This is a genomic window from Pseudomonas cyclaminis (assembly GCF_015163715.1).
GTDB classification, from domain to species: domain Bacteria; phylum Pseudomonadota; class Gammaproteobacteria; order Pseudomonadales; family Pseudomonadaceae; genus Aquipseudomonas; species Aquipseudomonas cyclaminis.
The window spans coordinates 61,056-79,187 of record NZ_JADDUM010000037.1; the positions used below are offsets into that span (position 1 = coordinate 61,056).

General features: G+C 60.6%; 18 protein-coding genes and 1 pseudogene. 13 read left to right on the forward strand and 6 right to left on the reverse strand.

All coding sequences use genetic code 11. From position 1 onward, the window contains the following. Window positions 1-2 precede the first annotated feature (2 nt). From bioF to IQK56_RS06495, 9 genes are all read left to right on the forward strand, one after another. Entirely contained in the window at window positions 3-1,184 is a 1,182-nt protein-coding gene (bioF, locus tag IQK56_RS06455) for an 8-amino-7-oxononanoate synthase (RefSeq protein WP_193862873.1), read from the forward strand. Then, window positions 1,177-1,908 (forward strand): alpha/beta fold hydrolase, encoded by a 732-nt coding sequence (locus IQK56_RS06460; RefSeq protein WP_193862875.1) that lies wholly within the window; start codon window positions 1,177-1,179, stop codon window positions 1,906-1,908. Before bioF ends, IQK56_RS06460 begins: the two co-directional genes overlap by 8 nt. Continuing rightward, window positions 1,901-2,713, forward strand: a complete 813-nt coding sequence (bioC, locus tag IQK56_RS06465; RefSeq protein WP_150760208.1) for a malonyl-ACP O-methyltransferase BioC — start codon at window positions 1,901-1,903, stop codon at window positions 2,711-2,713. The genes IQK56_RS06460 and bioC overlap by 8 nt, the downstream gene beginning before the upstream one ends. Further along, entirely contained in the window at window positions 2,710-3,390 is a 681-nt protein-coding gene (bioD, locus tag IQK56_RS06470) for a dethiobiotin synthase (protein ID WP_150677138.1), read from the forward strand. The genes bioC and bioD overlap by 4 nt, the downstream gene beginning before the upstream one ends. 106 nt (window positions 3,391-3,496) lie before the next feature. Continuing rightward, window positions 3,497-3,778 carry a pyrroloquinoline quinone biosynthesis protein PqqE gene (locus IQK56_RS06475; RefSeq protein ID WP_099585700.1) on the forward strand — a complete coding sequence of 94 codons (282 nt, stop codon included), beginning with the start codon at window positions 3,497-3,499 and terminating at the stop codon, window positions 3,776-3,778. A 253-nt stretch (window positions 3,779-4,031) separates the two neighbouring features. Next, the gene (locus IQK56_RS06480) at window positions 4,032-5,837 is read left to right on the forward strand and encodes a phenylacyl-CoA dehydrogenase (protein WP_122308138.1); all 1,806 of its coding nucleotides are present in this window, start codon (window positions 4,032-4,034) and stop codon (window positions 5,835-5,837) included. A 203-nt stretch (window positions 5,838-6,040) separates the two neighbouring features. Further along, window positions 6,041-7,330 carry a GGDEF domain-containing protein gene (locus IQK56_RS06485; protein WP_099585698.1) on the forward strand — a complete coding sequence of 430 codons (1,290 nt, stop codon included), beginning with the start codon at window positions 6,041-6,043 and terminating at the stop codon, window positions 7,328-7,330. A gap of 90 nt (window positions 7,331-7,420) precedes the next feature. Further along, window positions 7,421-9,190, forward strand: coding sequence for an acyl-CoA dehydrogenase C-terminal domain-containing protein (locus IQK56_RS06490; protein ID WP_193862877.1), 1,770 nt, complete (start codon window positions 7,421-7,423; stop codon window positions 9,188-9,190). 122 nt (window positions 9,191-9,312) lie between these two features. Continuing rightward, window positions 9,313-11,091, forward strand: a complete 1,779-nt coding sequence (locus tag IQK56_RS06495; RefSeq protein WP_193862879.1) for an acyl-CoA dehydrogenase C-terminal domain-containing protein — start codon at window positions 9,313-9,315, stop codon at window positions 11,089-11,091. Between the two features lie 226 nt (window positions 11,092-11,317). Here IQK56_RS06495 and IQK56_RS06500 read toward each other — a convergent pair whose 3' ends face one another. Then, entirely contained in the window at window positions 11,318-12,217 is a 900-nt protein-coding gene (locus IQK56_RS06500; RefSeq protein WP_099585695.1) for a LysR family transcriptional regulator, read from the reverse strand. Between the two features lie 197 nt (window positions 12,218-12,414). Here IQK56_RS06500 and IQK56_RS06505 point away from each other — a divergent pair, with 197 nt between their 5' ends. The 4 genes from IQK56_RS06505 to IQK56_RS06520 all read left to right on the forward strand — a co-directional run bounded on the left by IQK56_RS06505 (window position 12,415) and on the right by IQK56_RS06520 (window position 14,839). Further along, window positions 12,415-13,680 (forward strand): aminotransferase class III-fold pyridoxal phosphate-dependent enzyme, encoded by a 1,266-nt coding sequence (locus IQK56_RS06505; protein ID WP_193862881.1) that lies wholly within the window; start codon window positions 12,415-12,417, stop codon window positions 13,678-13,680. 236 nt (window positions 13,681-13,916) lie between these two features. Continuing rightward, window positions 13,917-14,273 carry a type II toxin-antitoxin system RelE/ParE family toxin gene (locus IQK56_RS06510; RefSeq protein ID WP_122308147.1) on the forward strand — a complete coding sequence of 119 codons (357 nt, stop codon included), beginning with the start codon at window positions 13,917-13,919 and terminating at the stop codon, window positions 14,271-14,273. After that, window positions 14,266-14,586, forward strand: a complete 321-nt coding sequence (locus IQK56_RS06515) for a helix-turn-helix domain-containing protein (protein WP_193862883.1) — start codon at window positions 14,266-14,268, stop codon at window positions 14,584-14,586. Before IQK56_RS06510 ends, IQK56_RS06515 begins: the two co-directional genes overlap by 8 nt. A gap of 94 nt (window positions 14,587-14,680) precedes the next feature. Next, the gene (locus IQK56_RS06520; RefSeq protein WP_003194776.1) at window positions 14,681-14,839 is read left to right on the forward strand and encodes a YqaE/Pmp3 family membrane protein; all 159 of its coding nucleotides are present in this window, start codon (window positions 14,681-14,683) and stop codon (window positions 14,837-14,839) included. A gap of 5 nt (window positions 14,840-14,844) precedes the next feature. Here the strand turns inward: IQK56_RS06520 and pqqE are convergent, their stop codons facing one another. The 5 genes and pseudogenes from pqqE to pqqA form a co-directional block, all read right to left on the reverse strand. Next, window positions 14,845-15,975 carry a pyrroloquinoline quinone biosynthesis protein PqqE gene (pqqE, locus tag IQK56_RS06525; protein ID WP_150677140.1) on the reverse strand — a complete coding sequence of 377 codons (1,131 nt, stop codon included), beginning with the start codon at window positions 15,973-15,975 and terminating at the stop codon, window positions 14,845-14,847. Beyond that, the gene (gene pqqD, locus IQK56_RS06530) at window positions 15,968-16,243 is read right to left on the reverse strand and encodes a pyrroloquinoline quinone biosynthesis peptide chaperone PqqD (RefSeq protein ID WP_099585690.1); all 276 of its coding nucleotides are present in this window, start codon (window positions 16,241-16,243) and stop codon (window positions 15,968-15,970) included. The genes pqqE and pqqD overlap by 8 nt, the downstream gene beginning before the upstream one ends. Next, window positions 16,240-16,992 (reverse strand): pyrroloquinoline-quinone synthase PqqC, encoded by a 753-nt coding sequence (gene pqqC, locus IQK56_RS06535; protein ID WP_150677131.1) that lies wholly within the window; start codon window positions 16,990-16,992, stop codon window positions 16,240-16,242. The genes pqqD and pqqC overlap by 4 nt, the downstream gene beginning before the upstream one ends. A gap of 11 nt (window positions 16,993-17,003) precedes the next feature. Next, a pseudogene (gene pqqB, locus IQK56_RS06540) lies at window positions 17,004-17,914 on the reverse strand (pyrroloquinoline quinone biosynthesis protein PqqB). A gap of 71 nt (window positions 17,915-17,985) precedes the next feature. Further along, window positions 17,986-18,060, reverse strand: a complete 75-nt coding sequence (gene pqqA, locus IQK56_RS06545) for a pyrroloquinoline quinone precursor peptide PqqA (protein WP_003194766.1) — start codon at window positions 18,058-18,060, stop codon at window positions 17,986-17,988. Between the last annotated feature and the right edge of the window lie 72 nt (window positions 18,061-18,132).

The window sequence follows — 18,132 nt, forward strand, 5'->3', positions numbered from 1 at the left end:
GCATGTCTTTCGATCTCGCCACGCGCCTCGCTGCCCGCCGTGCCGAACACCTTTACCGTCAACGCCCTTTACTCCAGACCCCTCAGGGCCCGGAAGTGGTGGTCGACGGCCAACCGTTGCTCGCCTTCTGCAATAACGACTACCTGGGCCTGGCCAATCATCCGCAAGTGATCGAGGCCTGGCGCGCCGGGGCGTCCCGTTGGGGCGTGGGCGGCGGTGCTTCGCACTTGGTGGTCGGGCATGCCACGCCGCACCATGAGCTGGAAGAGGCGCTGGCCGACCTGACCGGTCGCCCGCGTGCGCTGCTGTTTACCACCGGCTACATGGCCAATATGGGCGCGGTCACGGCGTTGGTAGGGCAGGGCGATACGGTGCTGCAAGATCGGCTCAATCACGCGTCTTTGCTGGATGCGGGCTTACTGTCTGGGGCGCGCTTCAATCGCTACCTGCACAACGACGCGGCCAGCCTGGCCAAGCGCCTGGAGAAAGCCACGGGTAATACGTTGGTAGTCACCGATGGCGTGTTCAGCATGGACGGCGATTTGGCTGACTTGCCCGCGTTGGCCCGTGAGACCAAGGCCAAAGGCGCCTGGCTGATGGTGGACGACGCCCACGGGTTCGGCCCGCTGGGCGCCAACGGCGCAGGCATCGTCGAGCATTTCGGCTTGAGCCAGGAAGACGTGCCCGTATTGGTCGGCACCCTGGGCAAAGCCTTCGGTACTGCGGGCGCGTTTGTGGCGGGCAGTGAAGACTTGGTCGAAAGCCTGATCCAGTTTGCTCGCCCGTATATCTACACCACCAGCCAACCACCGGCGCTGGCCTGCGCCACCTTGAAAAGCCTGGAACTGCTGCGCACCGAGCATTGGCGGCGTGAACACCTCAACGGCCTGATCCGGCAGTTCCGCCACGGCGCCGAGCAGCTTGGCCTGGACCTGATGGACAGCTTTACGCCGATCCAGCCGATCCTGATCGGCGACAGCGCCAGGGCCGTGCGTTTATCCCAGATGCTGCGCGAGCGTGGCCTGATGGTCACCGCGATCCGCCCACCTACTGTGCCCGTCGGCAGCGCCCGTTTGCGCGTGACGTTAACGGCGGCCCACAGCGTGGCGCAGGTGCAGCTATTGTTAAACGCATTGGAAGAGTGTTTCCGCTTGCCAGGCGCCCTGGAGCCCGACCATGCGTGATCGACTGATATTGCTGCCCGGCTGGGGCCTTGGCGTATCGCCGCTGGAACCGTTGGCCGCCGCATTGCGTGGGCTGGACGAGCATCTGCACGTACAGATCGAGCCGTTGCCGGCGCTGGACTCCAGCGACCTCGGCGAATGGTTGGATGAACTCGACGCCACCTTGCCGGACAACACCTGGCTCGGCGGTTGGTCACTGGGCGGCATGCTGGCCTCTGAATTGGCGGCGCGACGCGGTGAACGCTGCTGCGGCGTGCTGACCCTGGCGAGCAACCCGTGTTTTGTCGCCCACGACAGTTGGCCGAGCGCGATGTCCGCCGAGACCTTCGATGCGTTTCTCGCCGGGTGCCACGCGGACTCCCAGGTCACGCTCAAGCGCTTCGGCCTGTTGTGTGCCAAAGGCGCCGCAGACCCTCGCGGGCTCGCGCGTTTGTTGGTCAGCGGCGCGCCGAATACGCCGTCCGCCGTGTTGATGACCGGTCTTGAACTGCTTGCGCAACTGGACACCCGCGAAGCCTTGCTGGCCTATCGCGGCCCGCAGCTGCATCTGTTTGCCGGTATGGACGGCTTGGTGCCCGCCGAAGCCGCCAGCGACCTGCTGGCGCTGCTGCCCGATGTTGAAATCGGCCTGATTGAACAGGCCGGTCACGCGTTTCTTCTGGAAGACCCCCACGGCGTAGCGGGGGCCATTCAGGCTTTTTTGCATGAGTGTGTTGATGACTGATCTATCTCATCCCCTTCTGCCGGGTGCCTTGCCAGACAAGCGCCAGGTGGCGGCGTCGTTTTCCCGTGCGGCGGCCAGTTACGACAGCGTCGCCGAGTTGCAGCGCGCAGTGGGGCACGAACTGCTGTCGCGCCTGCCAGCAGCGTGTGCGCCGCGCCGTTGGCTGGATATGGGATGTGGTACGGGGTATTTCAGTCGCGTGCTGGGGGATTTATTGCCCGCCAGCCAGGGCGTGGCCCTGGATATTGCCGAAGGCATGCTCAACCATGCGCGGCCCTTGGGTGGCGCGCAGCACTTCATCGCGGGGGATGCCGAACGCTTGCCGCTGAAAGCCGAGCGCTTTGAGCTGCTTTTCTCCAGCCTTGCGGTGCAATGGTGTGCGAACTTCGATGCGGTGCTCAGCGAGGCCCATCGCGTGCTGCAACCGGGCGGGGTGTTGGCGTTTGCCAGTTTGTGCGTGGGCACATTGGATGAACTGCGCGAAAGCTGGCGCGCCGCCGATGGCCTGGTGCACGTCAACCGTTTCCGCACCTTCGAGGCTTACCAGCAACTGTGCGCGGCCAGCGGTTTACGCGTGGTCAGCCTGGAGCGCCAGCCCCATGTGCTGCATTACCCGGATGTGCGCAGCCTGACCCATGAATTGAAGGCCCTCGGTGCACACAACCTCAACCCCGGCCGCCCCGGCGGGTTGACCGGTCGGGCGCGGATTGTGGCACTGGTCGAGGCTTATGAGCGGTTCCGCCAGGCCCAGGGCCTGCCGGCGACTTATCAAGTGGTGTACGCCGTACTGGAGAAACCTCAATGAGCGTCGCTTATTTCATTACGGGCACCGACACCGATGTCGGCAAGACCACCGTCGCCGCCGGCCTCCTGCATGCCGCCCGCCAAGCCGGCAAAAGCACTGCCGCCGGCAAACCCGTGGCCTCCGGTTGTGCAGTGACCCCCAACGGCCTGCGCAATGCCGATGCCCTGGCGCTGCTGGCCGAATGTTCATTGCCGTTGAGTTATGCCGAGGTCAATCCGGTGGCGTTCGAACCGGCCATAGCCCCTCATCTGGCGGCGCGGGAGGCCGGTGTTTCGCTGACGGTGCAATCGCTGCTCAAGCCCATGCAGCAGGTTCTGGCGCGGCGAGCGGATTTCACCTTGATCGAGGGCGCGGGCGGTTGGCGCGTGCCGCTGGCTGACCAGGCCAATCTGTCGGACCTGGCCATCGCGCTCAAACTGCCGGTGATCCTGGTGGTGGGCGTGCGTCTGGGCTGTATCAGCCATGCCTTGCTCACCGCCGAAGCCATCGCCCGGGACGGTTTGGCGCTGGCGGGTTGGGTCGCGAACATCATCGACCCCAAGACCTCCCGTCTGGAGGAAAACCTCGCCACCTTGGCCGAACGGTTGCCCGCACCGTGCCTGGGGCGCGTGCCCAAACTCAAGCATGCCGGCGCCGAAGCGGTGGCGGAATACTTGCAGTTGGACTTGCTTGACTGATTTTGGCTATCGCCAAGGCATTATGCCATTAGGGTTTTTGACGGGCGTTTTGTTACGTTCTCTGCTTCAATCAGCGTTCATGATTCTCTAAAGGCAGGCATACGCCATGGAAATCTCTGGAAGCAGCGCGTTTTACTCGGGCCTGAATACCATTCAGTCCGGGCAAAGCCGTGTCGACCAGGCCGCTGGCAAGATCGCCAGTGCAGCCACCAGCCAACCTTCGGATGCCCAGAATGATCGCTTGCAGGCGGTCAACCGTGGCCAGCCGACCAACTCCGCCAGCAATATGGTGGAACTGGCCGAAGGCAAGTTTCAGGTGGAGCTGGGCGTCAAAGTCGCCAAGGCTTCCGACGAAATGCTCGGTACCCTGATCGACACCTACGCCTGATCTAAATCTGGGAGGGGGCAAGCCCCCCTCCCATATTTGCCATCCTTCACCCTGATCAATCTCTACTCCCATTTGATGTGGCATCTCGCCGCAGGCCTTGTTGCGCCTGGATTGATGCACGTCATGACAAACGGCATCTGACCGACGCTTGACATCCCCAGGTCGTAAACGTATGTTTCAAACACCTGTTTGACCGCCACAACACATTCCATGCGGTTGTTCATTCCAGCTACATCAGCAGAGGTTTATCGCTATGCCTGACTACAAGGCCCCCTTGCGTGATATTCGCTTCGTTCGTGACGAACTGCTCGGTTATGAAGCGCACTATCAGAGCCTTCCGGCTTGCCAGGACGCTACTCCGGACATGGTTGACGCCATCCTTGAAGAGGGCGCCAAGTTCTGTGAACAAGTGCTGGCACCGCTGAACCGCGTAGGCGACATCGAAGGGTGCACCTGGAGTGAGTCAGGCGTTAAGACGCCGACGGGTTTCAAAGAAGCCTACAAGCAATTCGTCGAAGGCGGCTGGCCTAGCCTGGCCCACGACGTGGAGCACGGCGGCCAAGGCCTGCCGGAATCCCTGGGCCTGGCGGTGAGTGAAATGGTTGGCGCCGCCAACTGGTCGTGGGGCATGTACCCAGGCCTGTCCCACGGCGCGATGAACACCATCTCCGAGCACGGCACCCCCGAGCAGCAAGACGCTTACCTGACCAAACTGGTGTCGGGCGAGTGGACCGGCACCATGTGCCTGACCGAGCCACACTGCGGCACCGACCTGGGCATGCTGCGCACCAAGGCCGAGCCTCAGGCCGACGGTTCCTACAAAGTCTCCGGCACCAAGATCTTCATCTCGGCCGGTGAACACGACATGGCCGACAACATCGTCCACATCGTACTGGCCCGCCTGCCGGACGCACCGGCCGGCACCAAAGGCATCTCGCTGTTTATCGTGCCGAAGTTCCTGCCCAACGCCGACGGTTCGGTGGGTGAGCGCAACGCGGTGACCTGTGGTTCCCTGGAACACAAGATGGGCATCCACGGCAACGCCACCTGCGTGATGAACTTCGACGCGGCCACCGGTTTCCTGATCGGCCCGGCGAACAAAGGCCTGAACTGCATGTTCACCTTTATGAACACCGCTCGCCTGGGCACCGCACTGCAAGGCCTGTCCCACGCCGAGATCGGCTTCCAGGGCGGCCTGAAATACGCTCGCGACCGTCTGCAAATGCGCTCCCTGACCGGCCCGAAAGCGCCGGACAAGGCTGCTGACCCGATCATCGTGCACCCCGACGTGCGCCGCATGCTGCTGACCATGAAAGCCTTCGCCGAAGGCAACCGTGCGATGGTGTACTTCACCGCCAAGCAAGTGGACATCGTCAAGTACGGCACCGACGACGAAGCCAAGAAACAGGCCGATGGCCTGCTGGCCTTCATGACCCCGATCGCCAAGGCGTTCATGACCGAAGTCGGCTTTGAAGCGGCCAACCACGGCGTGCAGATCTACGGCGGCCACGGCTTTATCGCCGAGTGGGGCATGGAGCAGAACGTTCGCGACAGCCGCATTTCGATGCTGTACGAAGGCACCACCGGTATCCAGGCGCTGGACCTGCTCGGCCGTAAAGTGCTGATGACCCAAGGCGAAGCGCTCAAGGGCTTCACCAAGATCGTGCACAAGTTCTGCCAGGCCAACGAAGGCAACGCCGCCGTTCAGGAATTCGTGACACCGCTGGCTGCACTGAACAAAGAGTGGGGCGAGTTGACCATGAAGGTCGGCATGGCGGCGATGAAAGACCGTGAAGAAGTCGGCGCTGCCTCGGTGGATTACCTGATGTACTCCGGTTACGCGTGCCTGGCTTACTTCTGGGCCGACATGGCCCGCCTGGCGGCTGAAAAACTGGCTGCCGGCACCACCGAAGAGGCCTTCTACACCGCCAAGCTGCAGACCGCGCGCTTCTACTTCCAGCGCATCCTGCCGCGTACCTTGGCGCACAAGGCAACCATGCTGTCCGGTGCCAACAACCTGATGGACATGAAAGAGGAAGACTTCGGCCTGGCTTACTAAGCCTCACCGGGTTTACCTGAAACCGCCGCTTCCTTTGGGAGCGGCGGTTTTTTTATAGCGGATAAAAAACACAGCGCGGCGCTCAGGGATTGCCGCCGGCTGCCGTTACAGTGATGGCAATGTGATACATGGCAGGCAGGGTGTGCTTAACTGTTCCGGCCAAGGCACATCGCCATCATTTTTTGCGGGTCGGAGTTTTACCCTTGTCACGCGTGTCCGCTGTACGTTTCAGTCATTTTCTCCCTTCGTTGCTGCTCTTGCTGGCCGGGCTCTCGGCTGCGTACGTCAAGGACCTCAACGTCTTCTTCACATCATTGTTCAACGTGTTGCCCACCTTGGTGCTGTTGCTCGGCGGTTCGTACTGCGCGGTATATCGCCGTCAGCGTGAGCTGTTTTTGATGATCACGGTGTACATCGCCTACTTCCTGCTCGATACCCAGACCGATTTCTATCGCGACAACGGCCGCGTGCGCGAAGACGCGGCGGTGGTATTTCATCTGTGTTGCCTGTTGTTGCCGCTGCTGTTCAGCATCTACGCGCTGTGGCAGGAGAAGACCCATTTGTTCCGCGACTTCGTGGCCCGCTGCGCCGTGTTGCTGGCCATCGGCAGTGTGGCGCTGGCCCTGGAACAAAGTTTTCCCCAGGCGGTACTGAACTGGCTGGCAGAGATTCGCTGGCCGGCGCTGCACGGCACTTGGATGAGCCTGATCCAGTTGTCCTATCCGATGTTCCTGATCGGTTTTCTGACCCTCGCCGCGCAGTACTGGTACCAGCCGCGCCCGTTGCATGCGGCGCAGTTGGTCGGGCTGCTGGGGCTGTTCTGGATGTTGCCGAAAACCTTCATCCTGCCGTTTACCCTGAACATCATGTGCAGCCAGGTGATGCTGATGATTGCTGCCGGCGTGGCCCACGAGGCCTATCAAATGGCGTTCCGCGATGAGCTGACCGGCCTGCCGGGGCGCCGCGCCCTCAACGAACGCATGCAACGGCTGGGGCGCAACTATGTGCTGGCAATGACCGACGTCGATCACTTCAAACGCTTCAACGATACCCATGGTCACGACGTGGGTGACCAAGTGCTGCGTCTGGTGGCGAGCAAGCTGTCCAAGGTCAACGGCGGCGGGCGTGCCTATCGCTACGGTGGTGAGGAGTTCGCCGTGGTATTTGCCGGCAAGACCCTGGATGAGTGCATGCCGCACCTGGAAGAAATCCGCGAAATTGTCGCCAATTACGACATCAAGCTGCGCAACGCGGACCGTCCCCATGATGATCAGCAAGGCCGTCAGCGCCGGGCGGGCAGCGGCGCGACAAGTGTGTCGGTGACCGTCAGCATCGGCGTGGCCGAACGCCAGGCCGAGCAGCGCACGCCGGAAGAAGTCCTCAAGTCTGCCGACCAGGCACTCTATGCCGCCAAGGGCGCGGGGCGTAACTGTGTGATTGCCGCCGGGCAGACGCGCCGTGGCGCAGTGCGCATGGAAAGCGCTACCGGTTGAGTAATGGCGCTGTATTCAGCGGTTCTACAGTGATTGTTTGCGGCGTGCGCCGGCAGTAGGTTGAGACCATCTGCTGCCGGAGACATGACCATGCCTGAGTACAAAGCTCCCCTGCGCGACATGCGCTTTCTGATCGACAACGTGTTCGATTTCCACGGCCACTACGCCGCGCTGGGCGCAACCGACGCCAGCCCGGACATGGTCAGCGCGATCCTCGAAGAAGGCGCCAGATTCTGCGAGAACGTGCTCTCGCCGCTCAACCGCAGCGGCGATGAAGAAGGCTGCCATTTCGATAATGGTGTCGTCACCACGCCCAAGGGGTTCAAGGAAGCCTTCGCCCAGTACGTCGAAGGCGGCTGGCACGGCGTGGCGGCGGACCCGGCCTACGGTGGCCAGGGCTTGCCGCAATCCCTGGGCCTGGTGCTCAGTGAGATGATCGGCTCCAGCAACACCTCCTGGGGTATGTACCCCGGGCTGACTCACGGCGCCATGTCGGCGATCCACGCCCACGGCACCCCTGAGCAGAAAGACACCTTCCTGGGCAAACTCACGGCCGGTGAATGGACCGGTACCATGTGCCTCACCGAAGCCCATTGCGGCACCGACCTCGGCCTGATCAAGACCCGCGCCGTGCCACAGGCGGACGGCAGTTATGCGGTCACCGGCAGCAAGATCTTCATCTCGGCCGGTGAGCACGACATGAGCGCCAACATCATCCACCTGGTGTTGGCCAAACTGCCGGATGCGCCGGCGGGCACCAAGGGCATCTCGCTGTTTATTGTGCCCAAGTTCCACGCCGATTCCGGCGAGCGCAACGCGGTGCACTGCGGGTCCATCGAGCACAAGATGGGCATCAAGGCCTCGGCCACCTGCGTGCTGAACTTCGACGGTGCCAGGGGCTTTTTGATTGGCGAGGCGAACAAAGGCCTCAACTGCATGTTCACCATGATGAACCACGCGCGGCTGGGCACCGGCATGCAAGGCCTGTGCAACGGCGAGGCAAGCTTTCAGGGCGCGATCAAATACGCCAACGACCGCCTGCAAATGCGCTCGCTCACCGGCGCCAAGGCTCCGGACAAAGCCGCCGACCCGATCATCGTGCACCCCGATGTGCGCCGCATGCTGCTGACCATGAAAGCCTTCAACGAAGGCAACCGCGCACTGACCTACTTCACCGCGCAGTTGCTCGACACTGCGCACTTGAGCAGCGACGCCGCTCAACGCCAGGACGCTGAAGACCTGTTGGCGTTTCTCACGCCCATCTGCAAGGCGTTTATGACCGACACCGGGCTGGAAGTGACCAACCACGGCATGCAGGTGTTCGGCGGCCACGGCTATATCCGCGAATGGGGCATGGAGCAACTGGCCCGCGATGCGCGGATTGCGCCGATCTATGAAGGCACCAATGGCATCCAGGCGCTCGACCTGCTGGGCCGCAAGGTATTGGGCAGCCAGGGCAAGTTGCTGCGCGGCTTCACCAAAATTGTGCATAAGTTCTGCGCAGCGAATGCTGAACATCCACAGTTCAAGGCCTTTGTGGCACAGCTCAATCAACTGAACGGAGAGTGGGGCGAACTGACCACCCAGGTCGGTATTGCCGCGATGAAAAATCCTGACGAAGTGGGCGCCGCTGCCGTGGATTACTTGATGTACAGCGGCTACATCATCCTCGCCTACCTGTGGCTGCGCATGGCGATCGCGGCGCAGGCCCACGACGATGTCGAGTTTGCCAAGGCCAAGCTGGCGACGTGCGAGTTCTACTTCAAGCGCTTGCTGCCGCGTACTGCAGCGCACCGCGCCGCTGTGGAAGCGGGCAGCGAATGCCTGATGAGTCTGCCCGCGGAGGCGTTTGCGCTGTAGTGACTTAAAAATACCACTCAGTCACAAGTGGACCCTATGTGTCTGAAAAGTTGTTCGGGTACACTCGGAGCCTGTAAAACCGATCCTATCGAATCACTTTTCACGTTCTCACGAGGTTTGCCATGGCTGATTACAAAGCGCCGCTGCGTGATATGCGCTTCGTCCTCAACGAAGTTTTTGAGGTCGCCAACACGTGGGCCCAATTGCCGGCATTGGCAGACACCGTCGACGCCGAAACCGTCGAGGCGATCCTCGAAGAGGCCGGCAAGGTCACCGCCAAATCCATTGCCCCGATCAGTCGCGGCGGCGATGAACAAGGCTGCCGCTGGGACAACACGGCGGTGTTCACCCCGGACGGTTATCCACAGGCCTACAAAACCTACACTGAAGGCGGCTGGGTCGGCGTCGGCGGCGATCCAGCGTTTGGCGGCATGGGCATGCCCAAAGCTGTGTCGGCGCAGGTTGAGGAGATGATCAACTCGTCGAGCCTGGCGTTTGGCCTGTATCCAATGTTGACGTCCGGTGCGTGTGTGTCGATCAACACCCACGCCAGTGAAGAACTCAAGGCAGCCTACCTGCCGAAGATGTATTCCGGCGAGTGGGCCGGGTCCATGTGCCTGACCGAGGCCCATGCCGGCACCGACCTGGGGATTATCCGTACCAAGGCCGAGCCGCAGGCGGATGGTTCCTACACGATCAGTGGCACCAAGATTTTCATTACCGGTGGCGAGCACGACCTCACCGAAAACATCATTCATCTGGTCCTGGCCAAGCTGCCGGATGCGCCGGCCGGTCCTAAAGGCATTTCGCTGTTCCTGGTGCCGAAGTTCATGGTCAACGCCGACGGCAGCCTGGGCGCGCGCAACCTGGTGAGCTGTGGCTCCATTGAACACAAGATGGGTATCCAGGCGTCCGCCACCTGCGTGATGAACTTCGACCAAGCCGTGGGTTACCTGGTGGGCGAGCCTAACCGCGGGCTGGCGGCGATGTTCACCATGATGAACTACGAGCGTCTGGGTGTGGGTATCCAGGGCCTGGCGTCCGGCGAGCGTTCCTATCAGAACGCGATTGAATATGCCCGTGACCGTGTGCAAAGCCGCTCGCCGACCGGTGTCCAGGCGAAAGACAAAATCGCTGACCCGATCATCGTCCACCCGGACGTGCGCCGCATGCTGCTGACCATGAAAGCCGCCAATGAAGGCGGCCGTGCGTTCTCCACCTACGTGGCAACGCAGTTGGATATCGCCAAGTTCAGCGAAGACGCCGCGGCCCGTGAACGAGCGGATAACCTGGTGGCATTGCTGACGCCAGTCGCCAAGGCATTCCTCAGCGACCTGGGTCTGGAAACCACGGTGCTCGGCCAGCAGGTGTTTGGTGGCCACGGTTACATCCGCGAGTGGGGCCAGGAACAATTGGTGCGTGATGTGCGCATCACCCAGATCTACGAAGGCACCAACGGCATTCAGGCCCTGGACTTGATGGGCCGCAAGATCGTGGGTAGCGGCGGGGCGTTCTACACCTTGTTCGCTGACGAGATCCGCCAGTTCGTCGTTGAGTCAGGCCCAGGGTTAACCGAGTTCACTAAACCGCTGAGCGCGGCGGTGGATAACCTGGATGAACTGACGGCCTGGGTACTGGATCGCGCCAAGAGCAACCCGAACGAAATCGGCGCGGCCTCGGTGGAGTATTTGCATGCGTTTGGATACATGGCCTACGCCTACATGTGGGCGCGTATGGCCAAAGCCGCATTGGGCAAAGAGGCTGAAGAAGACTTCTACGCCAGCAAGCTGGGGACGGCGCGCTTCTACTTTGCACGCCTGCTGCCGCGTATTCACTCGCTGAGCGCGTCGGTAAAAGCCGGTAGTGAATCACTGTTTTTGCTGGATGAGGCACTGTTCTAAGGGGTTGGAGGGCGTGTAAGCATTCTCTTACATGACGTACTGCTATTCGTCCTCTATCGCCAAATTGGATCCACGGATAATCTACTTCACATGGACGTCGCGCAGGAAGCGCAAAGCAACAACACGGACACGTAGGATTCTGCCAGGACGGCGGAGTGAAATGGATGTCAGGGAAACAGTCTGCAAAGCCCCGCTTCGGCGGGGTTTTCTTTTGCCTGCGAAAAAGTCAGGCCGGCGCCTGCGGGGCATTCATCACGTCTTCGAGCAAGGTGCGCAGCAACGCCACCGTCGCCTGTTGGCGCTGCACATCACGGCAGACCAAGCCTACTTTCAGCGGTACCCTCGGTTCACTCAAGGGTTTCCACAGCAGCATCTGACTGTTGTGTTCGTCCTGGGAGCGCCCCGGCAGCACGGTTGCCAGTTTGGTATGGGGCAGGCTGTCGAGAATACCCACCATGGTATTGAGCTCAGCCTGTACTTGCGGTCGTCGCCCAAGATTGGCGAGCTGGCCCTGCCAGATCTGCCTGATTTGAAACTCTTCTCCCAATAGCAACATTGGCAACTCTGCGGCTTGTTTCAGGGAGACTTTTTTGAATTCACGCAGGGGGTGATCGTCTGGGATCACCACTTTCAGCTCATCTTCATACAGCAGCACGCCGTGCAGCCCTGGCTGACGCGGCGGCAGGTAGCTGATGCCAATGTCCAGCGAGCCGTTGAGCAACCGCCGTTCAATCTCAATCCCGGTGAGTTCATAGATCTGCACCACCAGGTGCGGCTGGGCCTTGCGCACGCGCTCAAGCATCTGCGGCACCAGGCTGGTGTGCACGGTTTGCAGCACGCCGATGGCCAAGGTGCGCAATGCCTGGCCCTTGAAATTGCGGAGCGCCTCGACGGCTTGCTGCATGCCATCGATCAACGGCAGCGCATGGTTGTACAGCGTGTGGGCGGCCAGGGTTGGCAGCAGACGCTTGCTGCTGCGCTCGAACAGACTCACATCCAGGTTCTGCTCCAACTGGCGAATCTGTTGCGAGAGGGCCGGTTGAGAGATCGACAGACGCTCGGCGGCACGGCCCACATGGCCTTCTTCATATACCGCGACGAAATAACGCAGTTGCTTGAAATCCATAAGTCTTTCTTATCGAAAAAGCTGGAAAATCGAAATGGCCGTTGGCCTGGGAGACGCCTAGTCTAGCGCCTATTCGCAGGGCTTACAGGGCCGGATCGGGTAATGAACAGTGTTTGTGTTGATAGGGTTTACATAGGCAAGTCAAAAAATCAAAAGGCGGTGTCGGCACCAGGCTCGGTTGCTATCGGGAGGGATCTGTGAACTTGTTCTCTATCCGCCGCCCCGCCCCAAGCCTGGACGATCTGATCTTGGACGCGCAGCACGATGATCCGTCCGGCGAATCCTTGATGCCCACTGTGGCGCGGCCGCCGCACGTTTTTGTGCGTGGCCAGGGTTCCTGGTTGTGGGACAGTGACGACCGCGCCTATCTGGACTTCAGCCAAGGCAATGGCGCCAACAGCCTCGGCCACAGCCCGCAGGTGTTGATCAAAGCCTTGAGCGAACAAACCCATGCGCTGATCAACCCCGGCATGGGCCTGCATAACCGCGCCCAACTCAACCTTGTCGACCGCTTGTGCCACCGCACCGGCAGCGACCAGGCTTATTTGCTCAACAGTGGCGCAGAAGCCTGTGAAGCGGCGATCAAGTTGGCACGCAAATGGGGCCAACTGCATCGCGGCGGCGCCTACCGCATCATCAGCGCCAGCAACGGGTGCCATGGCCGCAGTTTCGCGGCGCTTGCTGCGTCGGCCGGTAGTTTGGAAAACCGCTTCGAACCTCAACTGCCGGGTTTCAGCCATGTGCCGTTCAACGACCTGCCGTCCCTGCACGCTGCTGTCGATGCACAAACCGTTGCCATCCTGCTTGAGCCGATCCAGGGCGCCAACGTAACCCCCGCGACCGAACACTACCTCAAGGGGGTCGAGCGCTTGTGCCGTGAATTGGGGATCCTGCTGATCCTCGATGAAGTGCAGACGGGCCTCGGTCGTTGTGGCACGTTGCTGGCCGAACAACAGTACGGCGTACGTGCCGACATCATCACCCTCGGCAAAGGCCTGGGCGGCGGCGTGCCCCTCGCGGCGCTGCTGGCGCGGGGCAAGGCTTGTTGTTTCGAAGTGGGCGAATTGGAAGGCACTCATCACGGCAATGCATTGATGGCTTCAGCCGGCGCGGCGGTACTCGACACTGTGCTGGAGCATGGTTTTCTTGAGCACGTGCGTGAATCCGGCCTTTATCTGGGCGAATGCCTCGCCCGCCTGGCCTACCGCTACGATCACGGCCAACCGCGTGGCCAGGGCCTGATGTGGGGCCTGACCTTGTCGGATGATTCTGCTGATGCCGTGGTAAACGCCGCGTTGCAAGAAGGCCTGATCCTCAATGCCCCGCAACCTGACTGCCTGCGCTTCACGCCGGCGTTGACTGTGAGCAGAAGCAACATCGACGAAATGCTCCTGCGCCTGGCCCGCGCCTTCTCCCGCGTGCGCACCGCACAACTGCAGTGCCGCAAGGGCATCGCTGTTTAACCCCATTTTTCTGAACCGTCTCGCGGTATACGCGGCGCCTCCGACCTGATTTTTTTGGCTGGGGGCGTTTTTTTGTGTGTGAAATTTTTGGATTGAAAGCGTTGATTGATTGCCTGTGAAAACAATGGCTTTTTAGCGAGCGTCGGCAAGGACTGTCGATGGGGTGTGAAGGTTATTTTCGCACGCTATTTCTTATGTGTACCACTGGGTGGTATGTTTTATGGGAAGGGATATCCATGAGACTCAGGTTGTTCAAAACCCGCAATTTTGCCAATGCGGCCAGCAAGGCTTGGATTTGTGATTCGGAGTTGAGTGAGGCATTCCGCGAAATGCTCAGAGGACAAGCTGACAATTTGGGCGGTGGGGTTTGGAAGAAGCGCCTTAATCAAAACCGTCATCGCGCTATTGTCTTGGCCAAGGGCAGGCATTTTTGGGTTTATCAGCTTCTGTTTGCCAAGCAGGATCAAAGCAGTATCAGTCAGAGCGAGCTGGCTTGGTTTCGATCGCTGGCTAAGACTTATGAACATTTCAACGAAGCACAGATTCAGCAGATGCTGGACCTCAAGGAGTTTGTGGAGATAGATCATGACTAAGAAATATAAAAGTGAGGCGTTTGAGTCTATTCATCAATCCGCCGTAGCACTTTATTCAATTGGGGCCATCAACAAAACCACCCTCCGTGAATATGACGAAGCTTGCTTATCAGCAGTCCCGGAACAAATCCCGGCCGAACAGATCAAGCTACTGCGTGAAAACAGCCATGTAAGCCAACCTGTATTCGCCCGTTACCTGAACACCAGCGCGTCCACGGTAAAAAAATGGGAGTCGGGTGAGAAACAACCCAGCGGGATGGCGCTCAAGCTTCTGAGCATCGTGCAAAAGCATGGATTGGAAATCCTGGCCTGAGGGTGGCCCAGTGCCAGATTCCACTGAACCCTCACGAGCGCCCAAGGTCGATTAGCTACACGGCTCACACGAGCCGATTTTTTGGAGCTTACCCATGGACATCATTCGTATCATCATCGCCATTCTGCTGCCGCCATTGGGTGTGTTCCTGCAAGTAGGCTTCGGCGGCGCGTTCTGGTTGAACATTCTGCTGACCTTGTGCGGTTACTTCCCAGGCATCATCCACGCGGTGTACATCATCGCCAAGCGCTGAGGCCGCTAGCCTTTGGCAATGAGCCGTGAATTGCGTTCATTGCGAAAGGCCAGTTGCTCGATGGTCTGGGTGGCGTGTTCGGCCTCTTCCCGCGCTTTAAGGATGATGCCGTGTTGCTCGGACTTGCTGCACACCGGGTCGGCATTGCTCGCATCCCCCGTGAGCATGAAGGCCTGGCAACGGCAGCCGCCGAAATCCTTTTCCTTTTCATCACATGACTTGCACGGCTCGGGCATCCAGTCGTAGCCGCGAAAGCGGTTGAAGCCAAACGAGTCGTACCAGATGTGCTGCATGCTGTGATCCCGCACATTCGGAAACTGCACCGGCATCTGTCGGGCGCCGTGGCAGGGCAGGGCGGTTCCGTCTGGCGTCACGGTAAGAAAAATACTGCCCCAGCCATTCATGCAGGCTTTCGGGCGTTCCTCGTAGTAATCCGGTGTGACGAATATCAGCTTGCACGGGTGCCCTTCGGCTTCGAGCTTGGCGCGGTATTCGTTGGTGATGCGTTCGGCGCGTACCAGCTGTTCCCTGGTCGGCAGCAACCCCACCCGATTGAGCTGTGCCCAGCCGTAGAACTGGCAGGTGGCGAGTTCGACAAAGTCGGCTTCCAGCGCAATGCACAGCTCGATGATGCGGTCGATCTTGTCGATATTGTGCCGATGGGTGACGAAGTTCAGCACCATCGGATAGCCGTGGGCTTTCACCGCCCGAGCCATTTCCAGTTTTTGCGCGAAGGCTTTTTTCGAGCCGGCCAGCAGGTTGTTCACCTGTTCGTCGCTCGCCTGGAAGCTGATCTGGATATGGTCCAGGCCGGCCTTCTTGAAGTCGCTGATTTTCTGCTCGGTCAGGCCGATACCGGAGGTGATCAGGTTGGTGTAGAACCCCAGCTTGCGCGCCTCGGCGATCAACTCCGCCAAGTCCTGGCGCACCAGCGGTTCACCGCCGGAAAAACCCAACTGCGCGGCGCCCATTTCCCGGGCCTCGCGAAATACCTTGATCCACTGCTCGGTGCTCAGCTCCTTGCCCTGCTCGGCGAAATCCAGCGGGTTGGAGCAGTACGGGCACTGCAACGGGCAGCGGTAGGTCAGTTCGGCCAACAGCCACAGCGGCAAACCGATAGCCGGTTTTTCAGGCAAGGGTGATCCAGTGCTCAGCACGGGCGACCTCCATGAATTGCTCGATGTCGTCACCCAGCTCAGGCACGCCGGGGAATTGCTGATCCAGCTCGGCGATGATCGCCGCCACGTCGCGCTCGCCATCGATCAAACCGCCGATCAACGCGGCGCTGTCATTGAGCTTGATCATGCCCTCCGGGTAGAGCAGCACATGGCCCTTTTGCGCGGGCTCGTACTGGTAGCGATAACCCTGGCGCCAGGTCGGTATTCTGCTGCGATCAAAGCTCATAGGGTGATCCCTTTATGCCAGACCCGCTGCTCGGTCACGCTGTGATACGGCGGGCGTTTGAGTTCGTAGGCCATGCTCATGGCGTCCAGCATGCTCCACAGGATGTCCAGTTTGAACTGCAGGATTTCCAGCATGCGCTCCTGGCCTTCACGGGTGGTGTAGTGCTGCAGCGTAATCGCCAAACCGTGCTCCACATCGCGACGGGCCTGGCCCAGGCGAGTGCGGAAGTATTCGTAGCCGGTTGGGTCGATCCACGGGTAATGCTGCGGCCAGCTGTCGAGGCGCGACTGGTGGATCTGCGGCGCGAACAGTTCGGTCAGCGAACTGCTGGCGGCTTCCTGCCAGCTGGCGCGACGGGCGAAGTTGACGTAGGCGTCCACCGCAAAGCGTACGCCGGGCAGTACCAATTCCTGGGAACGCAATTGATCCGGGTCGAGGCCGACAGCCTGGCCCAGGCGCAGCCAGGCTTCGATGCCACCGTCTTCACCGGGTGCACCATCGTGGTCGAGCAAGCGCTGGATCCACTCGCGACGAATCTCGCGGTCCGGGCAGTTGGCCAGGATCGCGGCGTCCTTCAGTGGAATGTTTACTTGGTAGTAAAAGCGGTTGGCGACCCAGCCCTGGATCTGTTCGCGGCTGGCGCGGCCTTCGTACATCGCCACGTGGTACGGGTGATGGATATGGTAGAAGGCACCCTTGGCGCGCAAGGCCGCTTCGAATTCGGCGGTGGTCAACGCTGTGTCAGTCATGTCGTCTGCTCCTACAATTCAATGCTCATGCCGTCGTAGGCCACTTCGACATTGCGTCGCACCAGCTCCGCCCGCTCGGGAGAGTCTTCATCGAGGATCGGATTGGTGTTGTTGATATGGATAAGCACCTTGCGCTGCTCGGGCAACTGCTCCAGCACTTCGAGCATGCCGCCGGGGCCGTTTTGCGCCAGGTGGCCCATCTCGCGACCGGTGCGGGTGCCGACGCCACGGCGCTGCATTTCATCGTCGTCCCACATCGTGCCGTCTACCAGCAGACAGTCGCTGCCGGCCATGATCTCCAGCAGCGGCGCGTCGACCTTGCCCAGGCCCGGGGCGTAGAACAGTTTGCCGCCGGTGCGCAGGTCTTCGACGATCAGGCCGATATTGTCGCCGGGGTGCGGGTCGAAGCGGTGCGGCGAGTACGGCGGCGCAGCGCTGCGCAGCGGCAGGGGGGTGAAGCGCAGGTTGGGGCAGGCCGGGATGGTGAAGCTGGCGTCCAGCTCGATGCGGTTCCAGGCCAGGCCGCCGTTCCAATGGGTGAGCATGGTGAATAGCGGGAAGCCGGTGCTCAGGTCTTCATGGACCATGTCGGTGCACCACACCTGGTGCGGGCAGCCTTCGCGCAGGCTCAACAGGCCCGTGGTGTGGTCGATCTGGCTGTCCATCAGGATGATCGCGCTGATGCCGGTGTCGCGCAGGGCGCGGCCGGGTTGCATCGGCGCAAAGCCTTGCAGCTGTGCGCGGATATCCGGCGAGGCATTGCACAGCACCCAATTCACGCCATCGTCAGAAATCGCGATGGACGACTGGGTACGTGCCTGGGCCCGCAGGCTGCCATCACGAAAACCTGCGCAGTTCACGCAGTTGCAATTCCATTGCGGAAAACCACCGCCGGCGCGGAACCTAGAATCTGGACAAACATGATTGCTCCATCACGCAAAGCTCAAAACAAAAACGCCCCGGGCGGACCGAGGCGTTGTATTACCCAGCGGATTAACGGCTGGCGAAGTACATGGTGACTTCGAAGCCGATGCGCAGATCAGTGTAAGCAGGTTTGGACCAAGTCATATTCTTACTCCTACGAAGGGATGGGACGTTTACTACCAAGTAATACATATAGTCCACCTCCAGTCGGAGATG

Coding starts and splice junctions, on each gene's coding strand:
- IQK56_RS06490 (WP_193862877.1), top strand. CDS start 7,421: ATGCCTGAGTACAAAGCTCCCCTGCGCGACATGCGCTTTCTGATCGAC.
- IQK56_RS06500 (WP_099585695.1), bottom strand. CDS start 12,217: ATGGATTTCAAGCAACTGCGTTATTTCGTCGCGGTATATGAAGAAGGC.
- pqqD (WP_099585690.1), bottom strand. CDS start 16,243: ATGAGCTTTGATCGCAGCAGAATACCGACCTGGCGCCAGGGTTATCGC.
- bioC (WP_150760208.1), top strand. CDS start 1,901: ATGACTGATCTATCTCATCCCCTTCTGCCGGGTGCCTTGCCAGACAAG.
- pqqC (WP_150677131.1), bottom strand. CDS start 16,992: ATGACTGACACAGCGTTGACCACCGCCGAATTCGAAGCGGCCTTGCGC.
- IQK56_RS06480 (WP_122308138.1), top strand. CDS start 4,032: ATGCCTGACTACAAGGCCCCCTTGCGTGATATTCGCTTCGTTCGTGAC.
- bioD (WP_150677138.1), top strand. CDS start 2,710: ATGAGCGTCGCTTATTTCATTACGGGCACCGACACCGATGTCGGCAAG.
- IQK56_RS06460 (WP_193862875.1), top strand. CDS start 1,177: ATGCGTGATCGACTGATATTGCTGCCCGGCTGGGGCCTTGGCGTATCG.
- bioF (WP_193862873.1), top strand. CDS start 3: ATGTCTTTCGATCTCGCCACGCGCCTCGCTGCCCGCCGTGCCGAACAC.
- IQK56_RS06510 (WP_122308147.1), top strand. CDS start 13,917: ATGAGACTCAGGTTGTTCAAAACCCGCAATTTTGCCAATGCGGCCAGC.
- IQK56_RS06520 (WP_003194776.1), top strand. CDS start 14,681: ATGGACATCATTCGTATCATCATCGCCATTCTGCTGCCGCCATTGGGT.
- IQK56_RS06495 (WP_193862879.1), top strand. CDS start 9,313: ATGGCTGATTACAAAGCGCCGCTGCGTGATATGCGCTTCGTCCTCAAC.
- IQK56_RS06515 (WP_193862883.1), top strand. CDS start 14,266: ATGACTAAGAAATATAAAAGTGAGGCGTTTGAGTCTATTCATCAATCC.
- IQK56_RS06475 (WP_099585700.1), top strand. CDS start 3,497: ATGGAAATCTCTGGAAGCAGCGCGTTTTACTCGGGCCTGAATACCATT.